Annotated in this window: 17 protein-coding genes and 1 pseudogene; 7 read left to right on the forward strand and 11 right to left on the reverse strand. The window is 71.1% G+C overall.

Going from position 1 to position 19607, the window contains the following annotated elements:
• The coding region (locus Q0Q23_RS17190; protein ID WP_295126949.1) for an acyl-CoA carboxylase subunit beta at positions 1-1335 on the forward strand (1335 nt) is incomplete at its 5' end.
• The gene (locus tag Q0Q23_RS17195) at positions 1332-1583 is read left to right on the forward strand and encodes an acyl-CoA carboxylase epsilon subunit (RefSeq protein ID WP_295126953.1); all 252 of its coding nucleotides are present in this window, start codon (positions 1332-1334) and stop codon (positions 1581-1583) included. The genes Q0Q23_RS17190 and Q0Q23_RS17195, both read left to right, overlap by 4 nt.
• 489 nt (positions 1584-2072) lie before the next feature.
• Here the strand turns inward: Q0Q23_RS17195 and Q0Q23_RS17200 are convergent, their stop codons facing one another.
• From Q0Q23_RS17200 to Q0Q23_RS17215, 4 genes are read right to left on the reverse strand one after another with little or no spacing between them, the layout of a single operon-like run.
• Positions 2073-3110: a hypothetical protein gene (locus Q0Q23_RS17200; protein WP_295126956.1), complete on the reverse strand. Its 1038-nt coding sequence runs from the start codon at positions 3108-3110 to the stop codon at positions 2073-2075.
• Positions 3107-4384: a sensor histidine kinase gene (locus tag Q0Q23_RS17205; protein ID WP_295126959.1), complete on the reverse strand. Its 1278-nt coding sequence runs from the start codon at positions 4382-4384 to the stop codon at positions 3107-3109. The genes Q0Q23_RS17200 and Q0Q23_RS17205 overlap by 4 nt, the downstream gene beginning before the upstream one ends.
• Positions 4371-5030, reverse strand: coding sequence for a response regulator transcription factor (locus Q0Q23_RS17210; protein ID WP_208038392.1), 660 nt, complete (start codon positions 5028-5030; stop codon positions 4371-4373). The genes Q0Q23_RS17205 and Q0Q23_RS17210 overlap by 14 nt, the downstream gene beginning before the upstream one ends.
• A 40-nt stretch (positions 5031-5070) precedes the next feature.
• A complete protein-coding gene (locus Q0Q23_RS17215) occupies positions 5071-6363 on the reverse strand; it encodes a class I SAM-dependent RNA methyltransferase (RefSeq protein WP_295126965.1) in 1293 nt (430 codons plus the stop codon).
• Between the two features lie 24 nt (positions 6364-6387).
• Between Q0Q23_RS17215 and Q0Q23_RS17220 the strand changes: the two genes are divergently transcribed.
• The gene (locus Q0Q23_RS17220; protein ID WP_295126995.1) at positions 6388-7023 is read left to right on the forward strand and encodes a nucleoside triphosphate pyrophosphatase; all 636 of its coding nucleotides are present in this window, start codon (positions 6388-6390) and stop codon (positions 7021-7023) included.
• 132 nt (positions 7024-7155) lie between these two features.
• A complete protein-coding gene (locus Q0Q23_RS17225; protein WP_295126968.1) occupies positions 7156-8919 on the forward strand; it encodes a biotin carboxylase N-terminal domain-containing protein in 1764 nt (587 codons plus the stop codon).
• A gap of 50 nt (positions 8920-8969) precedes the next feature.
• Here the strand turns inward: Q0Q23_RS17225 and Q0Q23_RS17230 are convergent, their stop codons facing one another.
• The 3 genes from Q0Q23_RS17230 to Q0Q23_RS17240 all read right to left on the reverse strand — a co-directional run bounded on the left by Q0Q23_RS17230 (position 8970) and on the right by Q0Q23_RS17240 (position 13309).
• A complete protein-coding gene (locus Q0Q23_RS17230) occupies positions 8970-9812 on the reverse strand; it encodes a type IV toxin-antitoxin system AbiEi family antitoxin domain-containing protein (protein ID WP_363316267.1) in 843 nt (280 codons plus the stop codon).
• Between the two features lie 175 nt (positions 9813-9987).
• Entirely contained in the window at positions 9988-11859 is a 1872-nt protein-coding gene (locus Q0Q23_RS17235; protein ID WP_295126974.1) for a cation:proton antiporter, read from the reverse strand.
• A gap of 13 nt (positions 11860-11872) precedes the next feature.
• Positions 11873-13309: an NAD(P)H-quinone dehydrogenase gene (locus tag Q0Q23_RS17240; protein WP_295126977.1), complete on the reverse strand. Its 1437-nt coding sequence runs from the start codon at positions 13307-13309 to the stop codon at positions 11873-11875.
• 85 nt (positions 13310-13394) lie between these two features.
• On the opposite strand from Q0Q23_RS17240, the gene Q0Q23_RS17245 reads away from it, so the two are divergent.
• From Q0Q23_RS17245 to bla, 3 genes are all read left to right on the forward strand, one after another.
• Positions 13395-14228, forward strand: a complete 834-nt coding sequence (locus Q0Q23_RS17245) for a purine-nucleoside phosphorylase (protein WP_295126980.1) — start codon at positions 13395-13397, stop codon at positions 14226-14228.
• A complete protein-coding gene (locus Q0Q23_RS17250) occupies positions 14225-15934 on the forward strand; it encodes a phospho-sugar mutase (protein WP_295126982.1) in 1710 nt (569 codons plus the stop codon). Before Q0Q23_RS17245 ends, Q0Q23_RS17250 begins: the two co-directional genes overlap by 4 nt.
• An 86-nt stretch (positions 15935-16020) precedes the next feature.
• On the forward strand, positions 16021-16944 hold the full coding sequence (gene bla, locus Q0Q23_RS17255) for a class A beta-lactamase (protein WP_295126985.1): 924 nt from the start codon (positions 16021-16023) through the stop codon (positions 16942-16944).
• A gap of 25 nt (positions 16945-16969) precedes the next feature.
• On the opposite strand, the gene Q0Q23_RS17260 is transcribed toward bla, so the two are convergent.
• From Q0Q23_RS17260 to Q0Q23_RS17275, 4 genes and pseudogenes are all read right to left on the reverse strand, one after another.
• A complete protein-coding gene (locus Q0Q23_RS17260) occupies positions 16970-17242 on the reverse strand; it encodes a PTS sugar transporter subunit IIB (protein WP_295126988.1) in 273 nt (90 codons plus the stop codon).
• A complete protein-coding gene (locus Q0Q23_RS17265; protein WP_295126992.1) occupies positions 17239-17697 on the reverse strand; it encodes a PTS sugar transporter subunit IIA in 459 nt (152 codons plus the stop codon). Before Q0Q23_RS17265 ends, Q0Q23_RS17260 begins: the two co-directional genes overlap by 4 nt.
• A 24-nt stretch (positions 17698-17721) precedes the next feature.
• Entirely contained in the window at positions 17722-18840 is a 1119-nt protein-coding gene (locus Q0Q23_RS17270; protein WP_295126998.1) for an adenosine deaminase, read from the reverse strand.
• A 113-nt stretch (positions 18841-18953) separates the two neighbouring features.
• Positions 18954-19607 (reverse strand): annotated as a pseudogene (locus Q0Q23_RS17275) (thymidine phosphorylase); the annotation flags it as partial.

The following is a 19607-nucleotide window of genomic DNA, read 5'->3' on the forward strand; positions in this document are numbered from 1 at the left end:
GGCGTCGGCACCATCCACGGACGCAACGTCGCGGTCTTCAGCCAGGACTTCACCATCTTCGGCGGCAGCCTCGGCGAGGTCGCGGGCGAGAAGATCATCAAGGTGATGGACCACGCCATCAAGACCGGCGTTCCGATGATCGGCATCCTCGACTCCGGCGGGGCGCGCATCCAGGAGGGCGTCGTCGCCCTCGGCAAGTACGGCGAGATCTTCCGGCGCAACACCGCGGCCTCCGGGGTCATCCCGCAGATCTCGATCGTGATGGGTCCGGCCGCCGGCGGCGCCGTCTACTCCCCCGCGCTCACCGACTTCGTCATCATGGTCGACAAGTCGAGCCACATGTTCGTGACCGGGCCCGACGTCATCAAGACGGTGACCGGCGAAGACGTCGGCTTCGAGGAGCTCGGCGGCGCGCTGACGCACAACAAGGTCTCGGGCGTCTCGCACTATCTCGCAAGCGACGAAGAGGATGCGCTGGATTACGCCCGCACCCTCCTCAGCTACCTCCCGCAGAACAACCTGGCCGAGCTGCCGGTCTTCGAATCGGAGCCGGAGCTGGAGATCACCGACGCCGACCGCCGGCTCGACACGATCATCCCGGACTCGCCCAACCAGCCGTACGACGTGACCACCATCATCGAGGGCATCGTCGACGACGGCGAGTTCCTCGAGGTGCAGCCGCTGTTCGCCCCCAACATCGTGATCGGCTTCGCCCGCGTGGAGGGTCGATCGGTCGGCATCGTCGCCAACCAGCCGAGCTCGATGGCCGGCACCCTGAACATCGACGCCGGCGAGAAGGCCTCGCGGTTCGTGCGCTTCTGCGACGCCTTCAGCATCCCGATCCTCACCCTCGTCGACGTTCCCGGCTACCTGCCCGGGACCGATCAGGAGTGGACCGGCGTCATCCGCCGTGGAGCCAAGCTGCTGTACGCGTACGCCGAGGCGACCGTGCCCCTGGTCACGATCATCACGCGCAAGGCGTATGGCGGCGCGTACATCGTCATGGGCTCCAAGCAGCTCGGCGCCGACATGAACCTGGCCTGGCCGACCGCCGAGATCGCGGTGATGGGAGGCCAGGGAGCCGTCAACATCCTCTACCGCGGCGAGATCAAGCGTGCGGAGGAGGCCGGCGAGGATGTCGCCGCGGTTCGCGCCCGTCTGGCCAGCGAGTACACCTACAACGTCGCCAGCCCGTTCCTCGCGGCGGAGCGCGGCGAGCTCGACGGCGTGATCGAGCCGGCGGCCACCCGCATCTCGGTCATCAAGGCTCTGCGGGCGCTGCGCACCAAGCGCGCGTCGCTGCCGCCCAAGAAGCACGGGAATATCCCGCTGTGAGCGGCGCACATGCAGCGTCGGACGCGTCCGCGCTCGACCCGTCGCAGCTGCAATTCCTCACCAAGGGCGTGACTCCCGAGGAGGTCGCCGCCGTCACGGCCGTGCTCGCGACCGCCGCCGCCGAGGCCGCCGCGGCTGCGCGGGACGCGCGGCCGCAGACGGGCCCGGACGGCTGGGAGCGCACGCAGCGCAGCCTCCGCCGGCCGCTCGAGGGTGGGCCGGGAGCGTGGCGCTCGTTCTCCGGGTGAGGCACGGTTCAGGCGCGGTGTCCGCTCCACGTGCACCCCGTTGTACCCCGATCGGGGAGTCCCCCACTTGCGGGACACCAGATAATCCCCCACAGTGTCCGTACGGAGACTTCTGAGCTGTCCCCCTGCGGTCCCCCAAAATGACGACTATGTATTTCTCCTCAGGGCCGACAATATTGTTGTTGCTAGGTGTCTCTCCTCGTGAGTCACACCGCCAATCACTCGCCGACTAGGGTAAGCGGGCGAGTGCTTTGGGGGCGAGTCAGGGCGATATTCGGGTTGTCGCCCTGACTCGGGGTTTGAAAAGGGGCCGACAATTCGGGTGTCGGCCCCTTTCACCTCGTTAGGCGCGCTAGTGCCGGCGCGCTCCGCGCGCACCGCCCCGCGCACCGCCGAGGGGCAGGTCGTTGTCACTTACCGCCTCCGGAAGCGACAAGAACGCGCCCTTCGCCGTGGAAGGGCGAATGTACGCGGGACGGGCAGCGCGCGTCAGCGGGAGGCTTCGGCGACCAGGGGGCGCGGGATCTCCAGCCACAGATCGACCTCGTCGTCGTCCGACTCGGCTCCGAGCGCATTGGCCGCACCGTCGTCCGACATCCGCAGGCCGACCACCGTGACCGCGGTCTTCGACGAGCGGGGCACCGTGCGCACGATGAGCTTGTCCGTCGTCGTTCCGCGAATGGCATCCGCCAGGCGACGGAGGACGACCTCCAGACCGGTCTGATCGAGGTCGTCGATGCCGCCCTCGTCGAGCAGGCTGACCACCACGCCGCGACGGCGGGCGTCCATGACCTCGCGGCGCACGTCGTCGTTGAGCAGGCGACGGCCCCGGATCTCGTCGCGGATCGCGCCCTCCAGATAGCGGCACTCGCGGCGCTCCGCCTCGGTGAGGTCGCCTCCGCGGCGAACGATCTCGGCGAGCATCGGCGCCGCCACGCGATAGGTCTGCCGCAGCCGCAGCTGGCGCTCCATCACGTGCGCCTCCTGCGCGGCCTGCCACTCCGTCGCCTCCCGCTCGGCCCGGGCGAACTGCAGCGCGTCGCGCCCCGCCTTCGCCAGCGAGCCGGAGATCACCACGGCGACGCCGACCCAGACGACCGAGCCGATCACGCCCAGCCCGGCGAGCGCGCCGGGGCCGGCCCAGACGACCGTCTGCACCGCGAGGAAGCCGACGCCGACCCAGGCGACGAACTGCTGACGGCGCACGGCCGCGATCGTCATCAGCGTTCCGACCGCGGCGACGTACCAGGTCGCGTAACCGTTGTCCTTCGCCGGGTTCAACTCGCTCGTGACCAGGATCGGGATGACGACGCACACCGCCAGGTCGAACGCCGCCAGCCACAACGGCATCTTGGTCGGGCTGGTCGGCCACAGGCTGATGAGCGTCGCGACGGCATACAGCACCATCGACACGATCGCGGGGCCCGGGGATCCCGGGATGGACAGCGGCGACAGGCCGAGGAACAGGTGGTACGCCGAGAACAGCGCACCGAGGCCGAGGAACAGCAGCCGGTTGAGCGTGATCATCCCGCGGCCTCCTGCTCCCGCTCGACGAGCGAGCCGTGCTCGCCCGCCGGCCAGACGATCGTCACGGTGGTGCCCTCGCCGGGAGAGGACTCGACCGTCGCCCTGCCGCCGACCTTCGCCAGCCGCTCGCGGATGCTCACCCTCAAGCCGAGCCGTTCCGCCGGAACCTGCTCGCTGTCGAAGCCGCGTCCGTCGTCGGCGACGATCACGCGCACCGCCGCGCCGTGCTCACCGCCGCGCACGGTGACGCTGCGGTGCACCTCCTCGCCGCCCGCGTGCTGCATGCTGTTCACCATCGCCTGCACCGCCGCGGAGTAGACCGCCTCCGCCACATTCACCGGGAGGCTGTGCAGCTCGTCGTCGCGCGCGTCCACCGCGAACGGCGATGAGAACGCCCGCGCCGCAGTGACGAGCCGATCCGACAACTGCTCGACGCCGACCTCCGCCTGGTCCTCCGGCCCCGACGCCTCCGCCGCATGCAGATGGCCGATCGCGTCGGCCGCCATCCGCGCGGCGAGCTCCTTCTGCTCGGGAGTGCGGGCACTCGCGGCCGAGAGCAGGGTCGTGAGCACGCTGTCGTGGACGATCGCGTCCACCTGCACGCGCTCGACCTCGGTGGCGTGCTGGCGCACGGCGTTGCCGTACTTGGCGAGCGCCTGGCTCTGGGCGACGTCGACGGCGGTGGCGGCCTGGCGCATCATGGCGATGATGGCGAGGATGACACCGCCCAGGATGATCGCGTACACCGTGTCGAGCCCGGCCAGCTCCGCCCCGACCCCGCCCCCGGCCGGGAGCGCCCGCACCACCCCGTAGGCGATCGGAGTGATGAACGTGTAGGCGATCGCCAGCCACAGCGGATACGCCACGGCGGCGAAAGCGGTGAACACCGAGCAGAGGAACCAGACCCACGGCTTGTCGGACGCGAATGCGGTCGGTTCGGAGACCAGCAGCGGCCAGCTCACGATCGCGGCGAGGTAGACGACCGACAGGATGCCCATCGTGATCTTGACGTACCGCTGGGCGAAGATCGCCAGCAGCACGGTGAAAGCCAGGCCTCCGAAGACCAGCACCAGAACGATCACCGCCCAGGGGCTCCGCAGCGCTCCGAGCTGGCCCAGTGCCGTCGGGAACGTCTGCAGGCCGAAGACCAGGCCGAAAGCCGACACGGTGCGGTCGGAGATCCGTTCGATCCGGGCACGGCTGAGCGGGTTCCGCGGCTTGGCCGACTCGAGCGGGGCTCCCGGCGCCGAGCGCGGGAGGCTAGGGGCGCTCATTGCCCGTGTCGGGGTCGAGCCCGGGCAGGATGCCGTCCTCCACGGCGCGACGGAGGAGGTCGACCTTGGTCGGCGCGGGTCGGCCGACCTCCACGTACTTCACGCGGATGCGGTCGAGGTACTCGCGCGCGGTCGAGTTGGCGATGCCGAGCTGCGCCGCGACCGCCTTCAACGGCAGGCCGGAGGCGTACAGGTGCAGCACGTCGCGCTCGCGGCGGCCGAGCTGCGCCTTGGCGAAGTCGCTGTCGGCGTCGATCGCCGTGGCCCACTCCAAGTTGTTGAGCACGTCGCCGCGGGCCACCGTCTCGATGGCGTTCATGACCGTCGTGGTCGGAGACGACTTCGGGATGACGCCGGCCGCACCCGCGGCGAGCGCCTCGCGGACGCTCGCGACCCGGTCGGCGATGCTGTGCACGAGCACCGCTGCACCCGTCGCCTGCGCGCGCTTGACGTTGTCGGTGACCTTGGAGCCGTCGCCGAGCGACAGGTCGAGCACCACCACGTCGCACTCCTGGGAGCCGAGCTGCTCGACGAACTCGTTCACCGTCGCGGCCGCGACGACGACCTCGTAGCCGGCGTCCTGACAGGCCGCCTTGAGCCCGAGGCGCACAGACTCGTGATCGTCGACGATTGAGACTCGCACCATGCTGACCATCGTAGTGTGCGACATGCATGGATCCGGGCGATCACGGGGTCAGCGTGGCGACGGCCTCCACGTGATGGGTGTTCGGGAACAGGTCGAAGGCCCGCAGCGAACGCAGCGGGTAACCGCGTTCGCTGAAATAAGCGAGATCCCGCGCGAGGGCGACCGGGTCGCACGCGACGTAGACGACCTGCGCCGGGCGCATCGACGCGATGGCCTCCACCACCTCGCGGCCCGCCCCGGAGCGGGGAGGGTCGAGGACGACCGTGGCGGCGCGCAGCCGTGCCCGCTCGGCCGCGGTGGCCTCCGCCGCGAGCCCGGTCACGAAGTGCTCCACGCGGGCGGTCACCGCGCCGGCGCCCACCCACTCGGCGAGGTTCTCCGCCGCGTCGTCGGTCGCCGCCTCGTCGGATTCGACCGAGGTGATGCGGGTCGTCGGGCCGAAGCGGTCGGCGAGCGCGGCCGCCAGCAGGCCGACGCCGCCGTAGAGGTCGAGGTTCGCGGCGCGGGGATCGAACACCGCCTCGTCCACGGCCGATCGCACCGCCTCGGCGAGTGTGGCGGCGGCCTGACGGTGCACCTGCCAGAACCCGCGCGCGTCCAGACGGAACTCCCGCTCCCCCACCCGCTCCCGGATCGGTACGGGACGGCGGCGCGGACGGACGGTGCGCCTGCCGCGCTTCTCGGGGAGGTCGTTCACGAGCACGTGGGTCGCCCCCAGCCCGGTCGCGACGACGTCGACGGACTCGGCGCCGGGGAATCGCCGGCCGAACGGGGTCGCCGCCTCCACTGCCGCGGTTGCCAGCGGGAGTCGGCTCACCGGCACGACGGTGTGCGTGCGTGCCGCATACGGGCCGATGGCGCCGTCCCCGGCGACCTGCAGCCGCACGCGTGTGCGCCACGCGGTGCCATCGTCGGTCTCGTCGGCCACGGCCTCCACCGTCACGCGCCCTCCGTCGGCTCCGACCGACGCGATCGTCTCCGGGTCGAGGCGGGCGGTGCGCTGCAGGGCGTCCTCGATCACGCGGCGCTTGAGCTCGCGCTGGTGGTCGAGCCGGATGTGGCCGAACTCGGCGCCGCCGGCGCGCTCGCCGGGCGCGCGCTGCAGCGATGCGGCGTCCCACACGTGCTCCCGGCGTTCGGGGGCGGGCTCGAGCACCTCGAGCAGTTCGGCACGCCAGAAGCGGTCGTGCGCGGTGTCGGCCACCCGGGCACGCACGCGCTCGCCCGGCATGGTGTCGGGAACGAAGACGACGCGACCTTCGTGCCGGGCGACGAACACGCCGCCGTGCGCGACATTGATAATGTCGAGTTCGACCTCGTCCTTCTGGGGCATCCTCCGAGCATCCCACAGGTGAACATGCGCCTCTACCTCGCCTCGACCTCCCCCGCCCGCCTCGCACTGCTGCGCGCCGCCGGCATCGAGCCGGTCGTCGTGCCTTCGCACGTGGACGAGCCGGCGGCAGTGGCCGCTGCCGAAGCCGAGCACGGGCCGCTGTCGCCCCGGGCGATGGTGCAGCTGCTCGCGCGACTCAAGGCGGAGGCGGTGCGCGGCACCCTCGACGGCGCACCGATCGACGGACTGATCCTCGGCGGCGACTCGGCGTTCGCCATCGACGACCGCATCCACGGAAAGCCGCACCTGCCGGAGGTCGCCCGCGAACGCTGGCTCGCCCAGCGCGGCCGCACCGGCGACCTGCACTCGGGCCACTGGCTGATCGACCACCGCGACGGGCGCGAGAACGGAGCGGTCGGGGCGACCGCGGTCGCTTCGGTGACCTTCGCCGACGTCACCGACGCCGAGATCGACGCCTACGTGGCCAGCGGTGAGCCGCTCGAGGTCGCGGGCGCGTTCACGATCGACAGCCTCGGCGGACCGTTCATCACCCGGGTCGACGGGGATCCCAGCACGGTCGTCGGACTCTCGCTGTCGACGCTGCGCGAGCTGGTGCTGCGGCTCGGGGTGGAGTGGACGGAGCTCTGGAACCGGGCGTGACCGTTCGCGGCCGGCGACGCCCGACCACGCGACCGACCCCGCGTCATTTGTCGACTCTCTGAAGTCGCATGAATGCTTTTTTGTGGGCATCGTCCAAAAGCTGGTCCCACTCCGGGAATAGGCTAGGGAACTGTGCCACGTATCTCCAAGGTCCTCATCGCAAACCGCGGCGAGATCGCCGTCCGCGTCATCCGCGCCGCGAAAGACAGCGGCATCGCCTCCGTCGCCGTCTACGCCGACCAGGATCGTGACGCCCTCCACGTGCGACTCGCCGACGAGGCGTACGCACTCGAGGGGTCGACGAGCGCCGACACGTACCTCGTCATCGACAAGCTCCTCTCGGTCGCCCGCCGATCCGGCGCCGACGCCGTGCACCCCGGTTACGGCTTCCTGGCCGAGAACGCCGACTTCGCCCGTGCCGTCATCGCCGCGGGCCTGACCTGGATCGGCCCCTCCCCCGAGGCCATCGAGCGCCTCGGCGACAAGGTGTCCGCCCGGCACGTCGCCGAGAAGGTCGGGGCGCCGCTCGCCCCCGGAACGCTCAACCCGGTCGCCGACGCAGCGGAGGTCCTCGAGTTCGCCGACGAGTACGGCCTCCCCGTCGCCATCAAGGCGGCGTTCGGCGGTGGAGGGCGCGGCCTCAAGGTCGCCCGCACCCGTGACGAGGTCGCCGAGCTCTTCGAGTCCGCGACGCGCGAGGCGATCGCCGCCTTCGGTCGGGGCGAGTGCTTCGTCGAGAAGTACCTCGACCAGCCGCGGCACGTGGAGACGCAGTGCCTCGCCGACGCGTACGGCAACGTGGTCGTCGTCTCCACACGCGACTGCTCGCTGCAGCGCCGTCACCAGAAGCTCGTCGAGGAGGCGCCGGCGCCGTTCCTCAGCCCGCAGCAGCTCGACAAGCTCTACAGCGCGTCGAAGGCCATCCTCAAAGAGGTCGGCTACCAGGGCGCGGGTACGTGCGAGTTCCTCATCGGCAAGGACGGCACGGTCTCCTTCCTGGAGGTCAACACCCGTCTCCAGGTCGAGCACCCCGTCTCCGAGGAGGTCACCGGCATCGACCTCGTCCGCGAGCAGTTCCGGATCGCGGAGGGCGGCGAGCTCGACTACGACGACCCGGCCCCGCGCGGCCACTCGTTCGAGTTCCGCATCAACGGCGAGGACGCCGGGCGCAACTTCATCCCGTCTCCCGGACCGGTGCACGTGTTCAAGGCGCCGGGTGGACCCGGCGTGCGCGTCGACAGCGGCATCCAGGCGGGCGACGTCATCAGCGGCGCGTTCGACTCGATGCTCGCGAAGCTCATCGTGACCGGCGCCAGCCGCGAGGAGGCGCTGGAGCGGTCCCGACGCGCTCTCGACGAGTTCGAGGTGGCCGGCCTACCGACCGTGCTGCCGTTCCACCGTGCGATCGTGCGCGACCCGGCCTTCGCTCCGCAGGACGGCGAGCCGTTCTCGGTCTACACCCGGTGGATCGAGACCGAATGGTCCGGCGGCATCGAGCCGTGGTCGGGCGAGCTGGGCGAGCAGGCCGCGGCCGAGCGCCGCAGCAGCGTGGTCGTGGAGGTCGAGGGCAAGCGCATCGAGGTCTCGCTGCCGGCCCGCATCCTCAGCGGAGGAGCGGCGACTCCGGCGGCGGCCCCCGCGCCGCGCCGCCGCTCGGGCGCGCACGCGGTCGACACGGCGACCGGCGACTCGGTCACTGCGCCGATGCAGGCGACCGTCGTGAAGGTCGCCGTGACCGACGGCGACGAGGTCGTCAAGGGCGACCTTGTGCTCGTGCTGGAGGCGATGAAGATGGAGCAGCCCCTCACCGCCCACAAGGACGGCACCGTCAGCGGCATCAACGCGGCGGTCGGCGAGACGGTCTCGTCGGGCCACCTCCTCCTGAACATCCTCTGACGCGTCGCTAACGGAGGAGTCCGCCCCACAACTGGCCCGAACCACCTCCGTTAGATGCGTTTCCGCGGGTTCGACGCGGAAATAACCTCCGTTGCCAGCACCGCCTCGATCGTCGCGACGACGGCATCGGCATCCGTGAGCACGTCGCGGGCGGGGAATCGCACGCATCGGGCGCCCAGCAGGGCGAGGCCGGTGTCCCGTGTCCGGTCACGCTCGAACGCATCCCTGTCGGCGTGATAGGCGAAACCGTCGATCTCGACATAAAGCCACCCGTCGACCCGCGCGTCGACGCGTCCGACGCCCGACACTGCGACCTGCTGCTCCACATGATGCCCCCGGGCCGTGAGCCGCTGTCGCAGGATGGACTCCACTCCCGAGTCGGATCCCGGTCGCGCTGATGCCATGACGGCCAGACTGCGGGCGGAACTCCCGTCGAAGACCCTGCGCAGCCTGGCCAGGGAGATCGAACCGGCAGACAACGCCGTGTCGAGCACCGCGATCGCGGTCTCCTCGTCCGCGCAGCGAACCACCGACCGCAGGCACTCGTCGAACGACACGCGCCAGAGCTCGGCCTGCGTATCCGGTTGCTCCCAATGCCTCACCGTGCCGGGGTCGGTTCGGCCCGCGTGCGAACCCACTCGGAGATGCAGCCGTCCGTCCTGCCCGCCCCAGAGTCCATAGCTGCGCGCTGCCGAGACACACGAGAGACGGCCGCCGGCGGCCAGAGCCGCGATCGCCTCGCGTGAGAGCGCCGGGTGCGCGTAGACGCCTCGGCGCGGTCGGAGGAGCCGTCCCGAGTCGACCGCGGCGGTGAGGACACGATCAGGCACGCCTCGGAGCTCTCGCCGTGTTGCCGCTCCGCCGTGACATCGGATCTCAGCTTGCCAGTTCATCCGGCCAGAGTGCCCGGCAGTGCGTACCCGGGATGGGCTTCGCCCCGGATCTGTGGACAACTCTCGTGGGAGTGCGCATTGGGAGCGGAGGAGATCCACGGTGACACGCCCGGGAATGGCAGCCAACGGAGGAGATCGGGGCGCGCGAGGAGGGAAAGTCCTCCGTTGGCGGAGGCTAGCCGGTGGCCTCGGTGGGGTCGCCCTTGAGGTCGATGCTGATCTCGTCGGCATCGAGGTTGCTGAGGGCGCCGGCGAGGACGTCGGCGCTGAAAGTCCCGTCGTCGCGGGCGTCCAGCAGGGCGTCGCGCTGGGCGCGGATGCGCCGCAGTCGCGCCGCCTTGTGCGCGTTGAACGCCTCCGGGGTCCGCTCGCGCGTCTGCGGCAGCGGTACCGCTTCGCCGGCCTCGTGCAAGAGCTCCAGGAGCCGCGCCCGCTCCTCGCGCTCGGCCTCCGGATCGGAGGCGCTCGGCTTCACGATCTTCAGCGCGAGGCCGAGCGTCCCGCCCTGGAGGAGCAGCGACCCCGCCGCCACCAGGAAGGCGATCAGCACCAGCACCGACCGACCGGGGGTGTCGTGCGGGAGGCTCTGCCCCGCGGCGACCGTCACAGCCCCGCGCATCCCCGCCCAGACGACGATCGAGCCCTCCCGCCAGCCCAGCGGCGCACCGGTGAAGTAGTCGATGTCCGCCAGCACCCGGCGCAGCCGCGTGCCGAACCGGGCGATGTTCTCGACCGTCCACGTTCGCCGCCGGGCGCGCTGGCGTCGCACCAGCCGTCCGCGCCAGCCCGACGGCGTTGCCGCGAGTCCCTCGCGCGCGACGGCCGCGGCGTCGGGAACGACGGCAACCTTGGCCACCTCCGCGTGAGCGACGGCCGGGTCGGCGGCGAGCGCCTCGGCATGGGCGTCGGGGTCCTCGAGCGGGTCGCCGGGCAGTTCCGGCACCGCTTCGGGAGGCGGCTGTCCCTGCGCGAGCAGTCGTCGCGCGGCCTCCGGGTCTTGCAGCCGCTCCTGGAGCCTGGTGAGCGTCGGCCGCATCCGTGCCCTGCGCCGGCTGCGGCGGGCGAGCAGCGCCAGCAGTGGTGCGACGAAAGCGGCGCGGACGAGGAGAGTCAGCAGCAGAGCCGCCGCGGCGATGCCCACGGCGGGCAGAACCCCGGAATGGTCGTTCTGCACCTTCTGGACGATTCCGAACAGCTCCAGGCCCATGGTGAGGAAGATGATGCCCTCCAGCACCAACTCCACCGTGCGCCAGTTCTGGGAGTCGGACAGCCGGTGCTCGGGCGAGAGCACCCGCGGGGCGCGGCTGCCGGTGATGAGCCCGGCGACGACCGCCGCCACGAGCCCGGATGCGCCCAGCGCCTCCGCGGGGATGGACGCCAGGAACGGCACCGTGAACGAGATCACCGTGTTGACCGTGGCGTCCTTCACCCGCGCCCGCACGATGAGGTTGACACGCCCGACCAGCCACCCGAAGGCGACGGCGACCACCACCGAGTAGACGAACGACAGGGTGACCGCCCCGATGGTGAACGTCGCGACGGCCGCGGACGCGATCGCCGCCCGCAGCAGCACGAGCGCCGTCGCGTCGTTGAGCAGGCTCTCGCCCTCGAGGATGGCGACCACCCGCGGCGAGACGCCTGCCCGCTTCACGATGCCGGTGGCGACCGCGTCCGTCGGACTCACGATCGCACCGAGCGCGACGCCCCAGCCCAGCCCGAGCCCCGGGATCGCCCACGCGAAGAACATCCCGAGCAGCACAGAGCTCACGATCACGAGCACGACCGAGAGCCCGCCGATGGCACCGAATTCACGCCGGAAGTTCATCGACGGCATCGACACGGACGCCGAGTAGAGCAGCGGCGGCAGCACTCCCGCGATGATCCACTGCGGCTGGATGACCAGCGCCGGGACGAACGGGAGGAACGACACCAGGATCCCGACGACGACCAGGATCAGCGGGGAGGCGACGCCGAAGCGCTGCCCGAAACTCGTGGCGGCGGCGATGGTCAGGACGGCGAGGACGCCGATGACCAGGATCTCCTCCATCCGCCGGCTCCGGCTAGAGCACGATGTGCATCGCGCGGGCGGCGTCCGAGATCGAGCCGGACAGCGACGGGTAGACGGTGAAGGCCCGCGCCACCTGGTCGACGGTGAGCCGGTGCTCCACGGCGAGCGCGAGCGGGAAGATCAGCTCGGACGCCCGCGGCGCGACGATCACGCCTCCGATCACCGTGCCGGAGCCGGTGCGCGCGAACAGCTTGACGAACCCGTCACGGATGCCGAGCATCTTCGCGCGCGGGTTCGACTTGAGGGGGAGCTTGTAGATGTCGCCCTGGGCGATGCCCTCCTCGATCTGCTTCTGGTTCCAGCCGACGGTCGCGATCTCGGGCTGGGTGAAGATGTTGCTGGTCACATTGCGCAGCTCGATCGGGTTGACCGCGTCGCCCATCGCGTGGAAGACCGCCGTGCGTCCCTGCATCGACGCCACGGATGCGAGCGGCAGCAGGTCGGAGCAGTCGCCGGCCGCGTAGATGTTCGGGATGGATGTGCGGGCGACCCGGTTGACGCGGATGTGGCCGGACGGCGTGAGCTGCACGCCGGCCTCCTCGAGCCCGATGCCCGCGGTGTTCGGGATGGAGCCGACGGCCATCAGACAGTGGCTGCCCTCGACCGTGCGGCCGTCGGTGAGGGTCGCGACGACGCCGGTCTCGGTGCGCACGACCGACTCGGCCCGCGACTTCGAGAGCACCTGCATGCCGTTGCGCTTGAAGACGTTCTCGATGACGTGGGCGGCGTCGGCGTCCTCGCCGGGGAGGACCTGGTCGCGCGAGGAGATCAGGGTGACCCTGGAGCCGAGCGCGGTGTACGCGGAGGCGAACTCGGCGCCCGTGACGCCCGACCCGACGACGATGAGGTGCTCCGGCACGGTGGCCAGGTCGTAGAGCTGCGTCCAGGTGAGGATGCGTTCGCCGTCCGGCACAGCGGACGACAGGATGCGCGGACTCGCTCCGACCGCGATCACCATCGTGTCGGCCTCCACCCGGTCGAAATCGGTGCCGGCGGAACCCGTGCCGGTCGAGACGATGATGGCGTTCTCTCCGTCGAGCCGGCCCTCGCCGGTCACGATGCGCACGCCGGCGCGGACGAGCTCGGCGCGCATGTCCTCCGACTGCTGGCGCGCGAGCCCCATGAGCCGCTTGTTGACGGCGGCGAGGTTGACGGCGATCTCGGGACGCACCGGCTTGCCGGTCGACCCGCGCGTGAAGAACTGCACGCCGAGGTCGGTCGCCTCCGCGATGGAGTTGGTGGCCTCCGCGGTGGCGATCAGGCTCTTCGAGGGGACGACGTCGGTGATGACGGCCGAGCCGCCGACGCCGGAGCGTTCCACGAGTGTGACGTCCGCACCGAGCTGCGCGCCGGCGATCGCCGCCTCGTAACCGCCCGGGCCGCCGCCGAGCACGGCGATCCGTTGCTTCCGCTCGAATTCATAGGCCATGCCCATCATTCTTCCGTATCGGGGTGCACCGATGCGCATCCACGCTGCCCCTGCACCCGGCGGGGCGGCTCAGTAGAGTTGGCTCATGCTCGAAACCAGCCAGAACCCGCTCGACGACCGCGCTTCCGACCCGTTCGAGATCGCGAGGCAGGCGGCGGTGCAGCTCGCCGCGAAGACCGGCATCGAGAAGCACGACATCGCCCTGACGCTCGGCAGCGGCTGGGGCAAGGCGGCCGACCTCATCGGCGAGACCGTCGCCACGATCCCGGCCCACGAGATCGTCGGATTCGGCAAGCCGGCTCTGGAGGGCCACGTCGGCACGCTGCGCTCGATCCGCCTCCAGAGCGGCAAGCACGCCCTGGTGATCGGCGCGCGCACGCACTACTACGAGGGCCACGGTGTCCGCCGGGTCGTCCACAGCGTGCGCACGGCCGCGGCGGCCGGCGCCACCACGATGGTTCTCACCAACGGCGCGGGCGGCATCAAGGAGCACTGGAAGCCGGGCACTCCGGTGCTCATCAGCGACCACATCAACCTGACGGCCGATTCCCCGCTCGAGGGTGCGACGTTCATCGATCTCACCGATCTGTACTCCCAGCGCCTCCGGGACCTCGCCCGCACCATCGACCCGTCCCTCGACGAAGGCGTGTACACCCAGTTCCGCGGTCCGCACTACGAGACGCCGGCCGAGGTGCAGATGGCCAAGGCGATCGGAGGCCACATCGTCGGCATGTCGACCGCACTGGAGGCCATCGCCGCCCGGCAGGCGGGCATGGAGATCCTCGGGATGTCCCTCGTCACGAACCTCGCCGCCGGCATCCAGAAGACACCGCTCAGCCACCAGGAGGTGATCGACGCCGGTCGCGAGGCCGAGCCCGTGATCAGCGCACTCCTGGCTCAGATCGTGGAGGCCCTGTGAGCACAGACGACACCGACGCCTTCCAGCTCCTCGCCGACGCGCGCGCCTGGCTCGCGCAGGACCCCGACCCCGAGACCCGCGCCGAGCTCGACTCGCTGATCGTCGCGGCGGAGGCGGGCTCGGCCGAGGCGGTCGCGGACCTCCACTCGCGCTTCGACAGCCGCCTGGAGTTCGGCACGGCCGGGCTCCGCGGCGAGATCGCAGCCGGCCCGAACCGGATGAACCGCGTACTGGTCGCCCAGGCCGCCGCGGGGTTCGCGCACTGGCTCCTCGAGCATGCCGAAGACGGCCGTCCGTCGGTCGTGATCGGCTACGACGGCCGCAAGAACTCGGACGTCTTCGCCCGTGACACCGCCGAGCTGATGGCGGGGGCGGGCGTCCGTGCCATCCTGCTTCCGCGCCTGCTGCCGACCCCGGTGCTCGCCTTCGCCGTGCGCCACCTCGACGTCAGCGCCGGTGTGATGGTGACCGCCAGCCACAATCCGCCGAACGACAACGGCTACAAGGTCTACCTCGGCGGCGAGAACCACGGCTCGCAGATCGTCTCGCCCACCGACGCGGAGATCGAGGCGCACATCCTGGAGGTCGCCCGGGGCGACATCGGCGATCTCCCGCGGTCGGAGCAGTTCGAGATCGCCTCGCCCGACCTCGAGGCGGCCTACGTCGAGGCGACCGCCGCCGTCGCCACGACCTCCGCACCGCGTGACGCGGTCGCGTTCGCGTACACCGCCATGCACGGCGTCGGCTGGCGCACGGCGGAGGCCGTGTTCGAGCGTGCCGGCTTCGCCCGGCCGGTCGTGGTCGCCGCCCAGCGCGACCCCGACCCGGCGTTCCCGACGGTGTCGTTCCCGAATCCGGAGGAGCCGGGAGCGATGGACCTGTCGTACGCGACCGGCCGCGACGCCGGCGTCGACCTGATCATCGCCAACGACCCGGACGCCGACCGGCTCGCCGTCGCCATCCCCGACCCTGCGTCGGCGGACGGATTCCGCCGGCTGAGCGGCAACGAGGTGGGGGCCCTGCTCGGCTGGCGTGCGGCCGAGCTCGCCGAGCGCGCCGCGACCGCGGGTGCGGCGTTCGGAGTGCTCGCCTGCTCCATCGTCTCCTCCCCCGCGCTGGCCGCCGTCGCCGCGGCCTACCGTCTCGACTTCGCGGACACACTCACCGGGTTCAAGTGGGTGTCGCGCGCTCCGGGCTTGATCTACGGGTACGAGGAGGCGCTCGGCTACCTGGTGAATCCCCAGACGATCCGCGACAAAGACGGCATCTCCGCCGCCACGGCGTTCCTCGATCTGGCCAACGAGCTGGCGGCGGACGGCCGAACCATCGCGGACCAGCTGGAGGCGTTCGCGGAGCGCTTCGGCTTCTTCGCCAGCGACCAGATCTCCATCCGGGTCACGGACCTCTCGCGGATCGGCGAGATCATGGACTCCTTGCGTTCGACGCCGCCCCGTCGTCTCGGTGCGGTCGCGGTCGACCACATCGACGATCTCCGTGACGGGTTCGGCGGGCTGCCGCCGAGCGATGTGCTGCGCATCGTCCTCGCCGACGGGTCGCGCGTGATGGTGCGCCCGAGCGGCACCGAGCCGAAGCTGAAGATCTACATCGACGCCTCCAGCGACCAGGGATCGGTGGCGGAGCGGCGAGCGGTCGCGACCGGGCGTGTCGCGGCACTGGCGGAGGCGATGAGGGCGCTGACGGCCTGACGTGCGACCGGGCGGTGTGACACCCCGGCTGTCGCACCGGCCGGTTTGACCTCGCCCTCTCGATGGTCGAAGCTGGGATGATGCGTGTGAAATCTCAGATCATCGTCGCCGCGGCCACTCTCACCCTGTTATCGGCGTGTACCCCGGTGGAGGCCGGGAAGACCGGCGCGGCGGGCCCGAGCCCATCGACCACGAGGTCGGCGGTGGCCCGGGCGGCGGCGGCGGCGGCGGAACTCGCGGCCCTGGAGTCGGCCCGCGACGCGCGCGTGGGCGTCTATGCGATCGACACCGGTACGGGGAAGCAGGTCGCCTATCGCGCCGACGAACGCTTCGGCTACGCGTCGACCTACAAGGCGCTCGCGGCCGCGGCCGTCTTGGCCGCCCCGCCCGCCGGAGGGCTCGACGCGCCCGTGTCGTACACGGCCGACCAGCTCGTCCCCTACTCCCCCGTCACCGAACAGCACACGGCGACCGGGATGACGCTGCGCGAGCTCGCCGACGCCGCCGTGCGTTACAGCGACAACACCGCCGGTAACCTGCTCCTGGACGCGCTGGGCGGTCCGTCCGGGTTCCAGGCCGCCCTCCGCGCGATCGGCGATACCACGACGCACGCGGAGCGGGTCGAGCCCGAGCTGAACGCGCTCACCCCGGGTTCGACCGCCGACACCAGCACGCCCCGGGCGCTCGCGACGGACCTCCGGGCCTACGTGCTCGGCTCCGCGCTCCCTGCGGAGTCCCGCGAGCAGTTGACCACCTGGCTGGTCGGCAACACCACCGGCGACGCCCTGATCCGCGCCGTCGCTCCGCACGGGTGGAGGGTCGGCGACAAGACCGGGAGTGCCGACCACGGCACCCGCAACGACATCGCGGTGCTGTGGCGAGACGGCGGCAAGCCCATCGTGATGGCCGTGCTCACCGATCACCGCGCGGTCGACGCCGACACCGACGACGGCCTGGTCGCGTCCGCCGCGCGCGCCGCCCTGCGCGGGCTCGGCGCGCTCGGCGACTGACCGCGCCGGCGGCGGAACGGCGGGCTCAGCCCAGTGCCTCGTCCAGCTTCTGCTCGAGCTCGTCGAGATCGAAGTAGTTCTGCACGACGATCACGTCGGCGTTCGTCTGTCCGATCCGGTCCACCAGCTCCGGCGACGTCAGAATGATCTGCGCGTCGCGCGCTGCGCCCGAAACACTCGCGATGTCGGCCGCGGTGACGTCGGCATCGAGGCCGAGCCGGTCGAGCACGCGCTCGGCGTTGACCTTGAGGATGCCGGACGTGCCGATGCCGGCACCGCAGATGGCGACGATCTTCATCGCGCGGCGTCCTCGGTGAGAGTGAGGATGCGCTGCACGTCCGCGACGTCGGTCGCCGCGGCGAGGGCCGGGATGGCATCCGGATCGTTGAACACATTGGCGAGCTCGGCCACGCTCGTCACGTGCCCCTCCGGCGTGGACACGGCGAGCCCGATGACCACCGAGACCGGGTCGTTGTGCGGGTGGCCGAAGACCACGGGCGCGTCGAGGGTCACGACCGCGAGCCCGTCGTGGTGCACGTCGGGGCCGGGCCGTGCGTGGGCCAGCGCGAGACCGGGTGCGATCACGATGTACGCACCGAACTCCTCGATCACCTGGATCATCCGAGCGCCGTAGCCCGGCTCCGTCGCCCCGGAACGCGCCAGGGCATCCCCCGCCAGTTCGACCGCGTCGCGCCAGTCGGAGGCGTGGGCTCCGACGGTCACGGCGGAGTCGGGCAACGGTGGCAGCGGCATGGGTCCAGCGTACGCGTTAGCGCGTCACGAACCCTCGAAACCCGCTGTGATGATCTCGGCCAGTTCCTCACGCTGCTCGACGGGGAGGAAGGCTCCCGCGGCGGCGTTCAGCTGGAAGATCTCGAGGTCGGTGAGGTCGTACGAGAAGGCGTCGGCGAGGATGCTCAGCTCGCGCGTGAGCGTGGTGCCGCTCATCAGGCGGTTGTCGGTGTTGACCGTCACCCGGAAGCCGAGCTGGTATAGCAGGTCGAACGGGTGATCCAGGATGTCGTCGCCCCAGGCCGCGATGGCACCGGTCTGCAGGTTGGAGGTCGGGCTGGTCTCGAGCGCGATCTCGCGGTCCTTCACCCACTGCGACAGCGTGCCGAGCGTCACGTAGGTGTTCTCGTCGTCCTGCCGTTCGATCGTGATGTCCTCGGCGAGGCGCACGCCGTGGCCGAGGCGCAGCGCCCGGCCGTCGAGGAGCGCGCTGCGGATGCTCTCCAGGCCGTCCGCCTCGCCCGCGTGCACGGTCGCCGGGAAGAAGTTGGCGGCGAGGTAGTCGAAGGCAGCACGATGGTTCGACGGCGGAAAGCCCGCCTCCGGGCCGGCGATGTCGAAGCCGACGGCCCCGCTGTCGCGGTGACGGACGGCCAGCTCGGCGATCTCGAGGCTGCGGTCGGTGTGACGCATGGCGCTCACCAGCTGGCCCACGCGGATCCGGCGGCCGGTCGCCCGCACGTCGTCGATTCCCTGCTCGATGCCTTCCTGCACGGCGTCCACCGTCTCGTCCAGGCTGAGCCCGCGGGTGAGGTGCTGCTCGGGGGCCCAGCGGACCTCGCCGTAGACGACGCCGTCGGCGCCGAGATCCTGCACGAACTCGCGGGCGACGCGCGTCAGCCCTTCGCGGGTCTGCATCACGGCGGTGGTGAGATCGAAGGTCTTGAGGTACTCCACGAGGGAGCCCGAGTTCGACTTCTCGGCGAACCAGGCGCCGAGCGCGGCCGGGTCGCTGGCCGGCAGCTCGAGGCCGATGCCGTCGGCGAGCTCGAGCACCGTCTCGGGCCGGAGGCCGCCGTCCAGGTGGTCGTGCAGCGACACCTTGGGCAGCGCCCCGATGTCCGTCCCGTCGCTCAGCGTGTATCCGCCCACGTTCTCGCTCATGCTCATGTCTCCCAATCTAGTGAACGCGGCCCACCCGTCGGCACCAGCCGAGACGGCGGACAGTCCGCCGTCTCGACGCTTTCGGCCCGGCTTCGCGCCGCTTCGCGGTCTCGTCAGGCGATGCGCTCGGCCACGAGGGGCGCGCGCTCGAACGGGGTGCCGGGAGGGGCGATGCGGTACGCGCCCTCGAGGGCCTCCAACGCTCGCTCGAACCGGGCCGGCTCGTCCGCCGACAGGGTGAACAGGGGCTGGCCCGCGCGCACCTCGTCGCCGGGCTTGGCGTGGAGGTCGATGCCGGCCGCGTGCTGCACCGGGTCCTGCTTGCGGGCGCGGCCGGCGCCCAGGCGCCAGGCGGCGATGCCGAACGGCAGGGCCTGCTGCTCGACGAGCACGCCGTCCTCCTCTGCGACGACCGTTTGGGTCTCGCGGGCGACCGGCAGCGCCGCGTCGGGGTCACCGCCCTGCGCGCGGATGGTCTCGCGCCACTTGTCCATCGCACGACCGTCCTGCAGTGCGGCCTCCACGTCGGCGTCCGGCCGGCCGGCGAGCGTCAGCATCTCGCGTGCGAGGGCTACGGTCAGCTCGACGATGTCGGCAGGGCCGCCGCCGGCGAGGACCTCGACCGATTCGCGCACCTCGTTCGCGTTGCCGATCGCCAGGCCGAGCGGCACGTTCATATCGGTGAGCAGCGCGGAGGTCGCGACCCCCGCGTCCGTGCCGAGCTCGACCATCGTGCGGGCGAGCTCGCGCGACTTCTCGATGTCCTT

The organism is uncultured Leifsonia sp. (genome assembly GCF_945957465.1).
Taxonomy (GTDB): domain Bacteria; phylum Actinomycetota; class Actinomycetes; order Actinomycetales; family Microbacteriaceae; genus Leifsonia.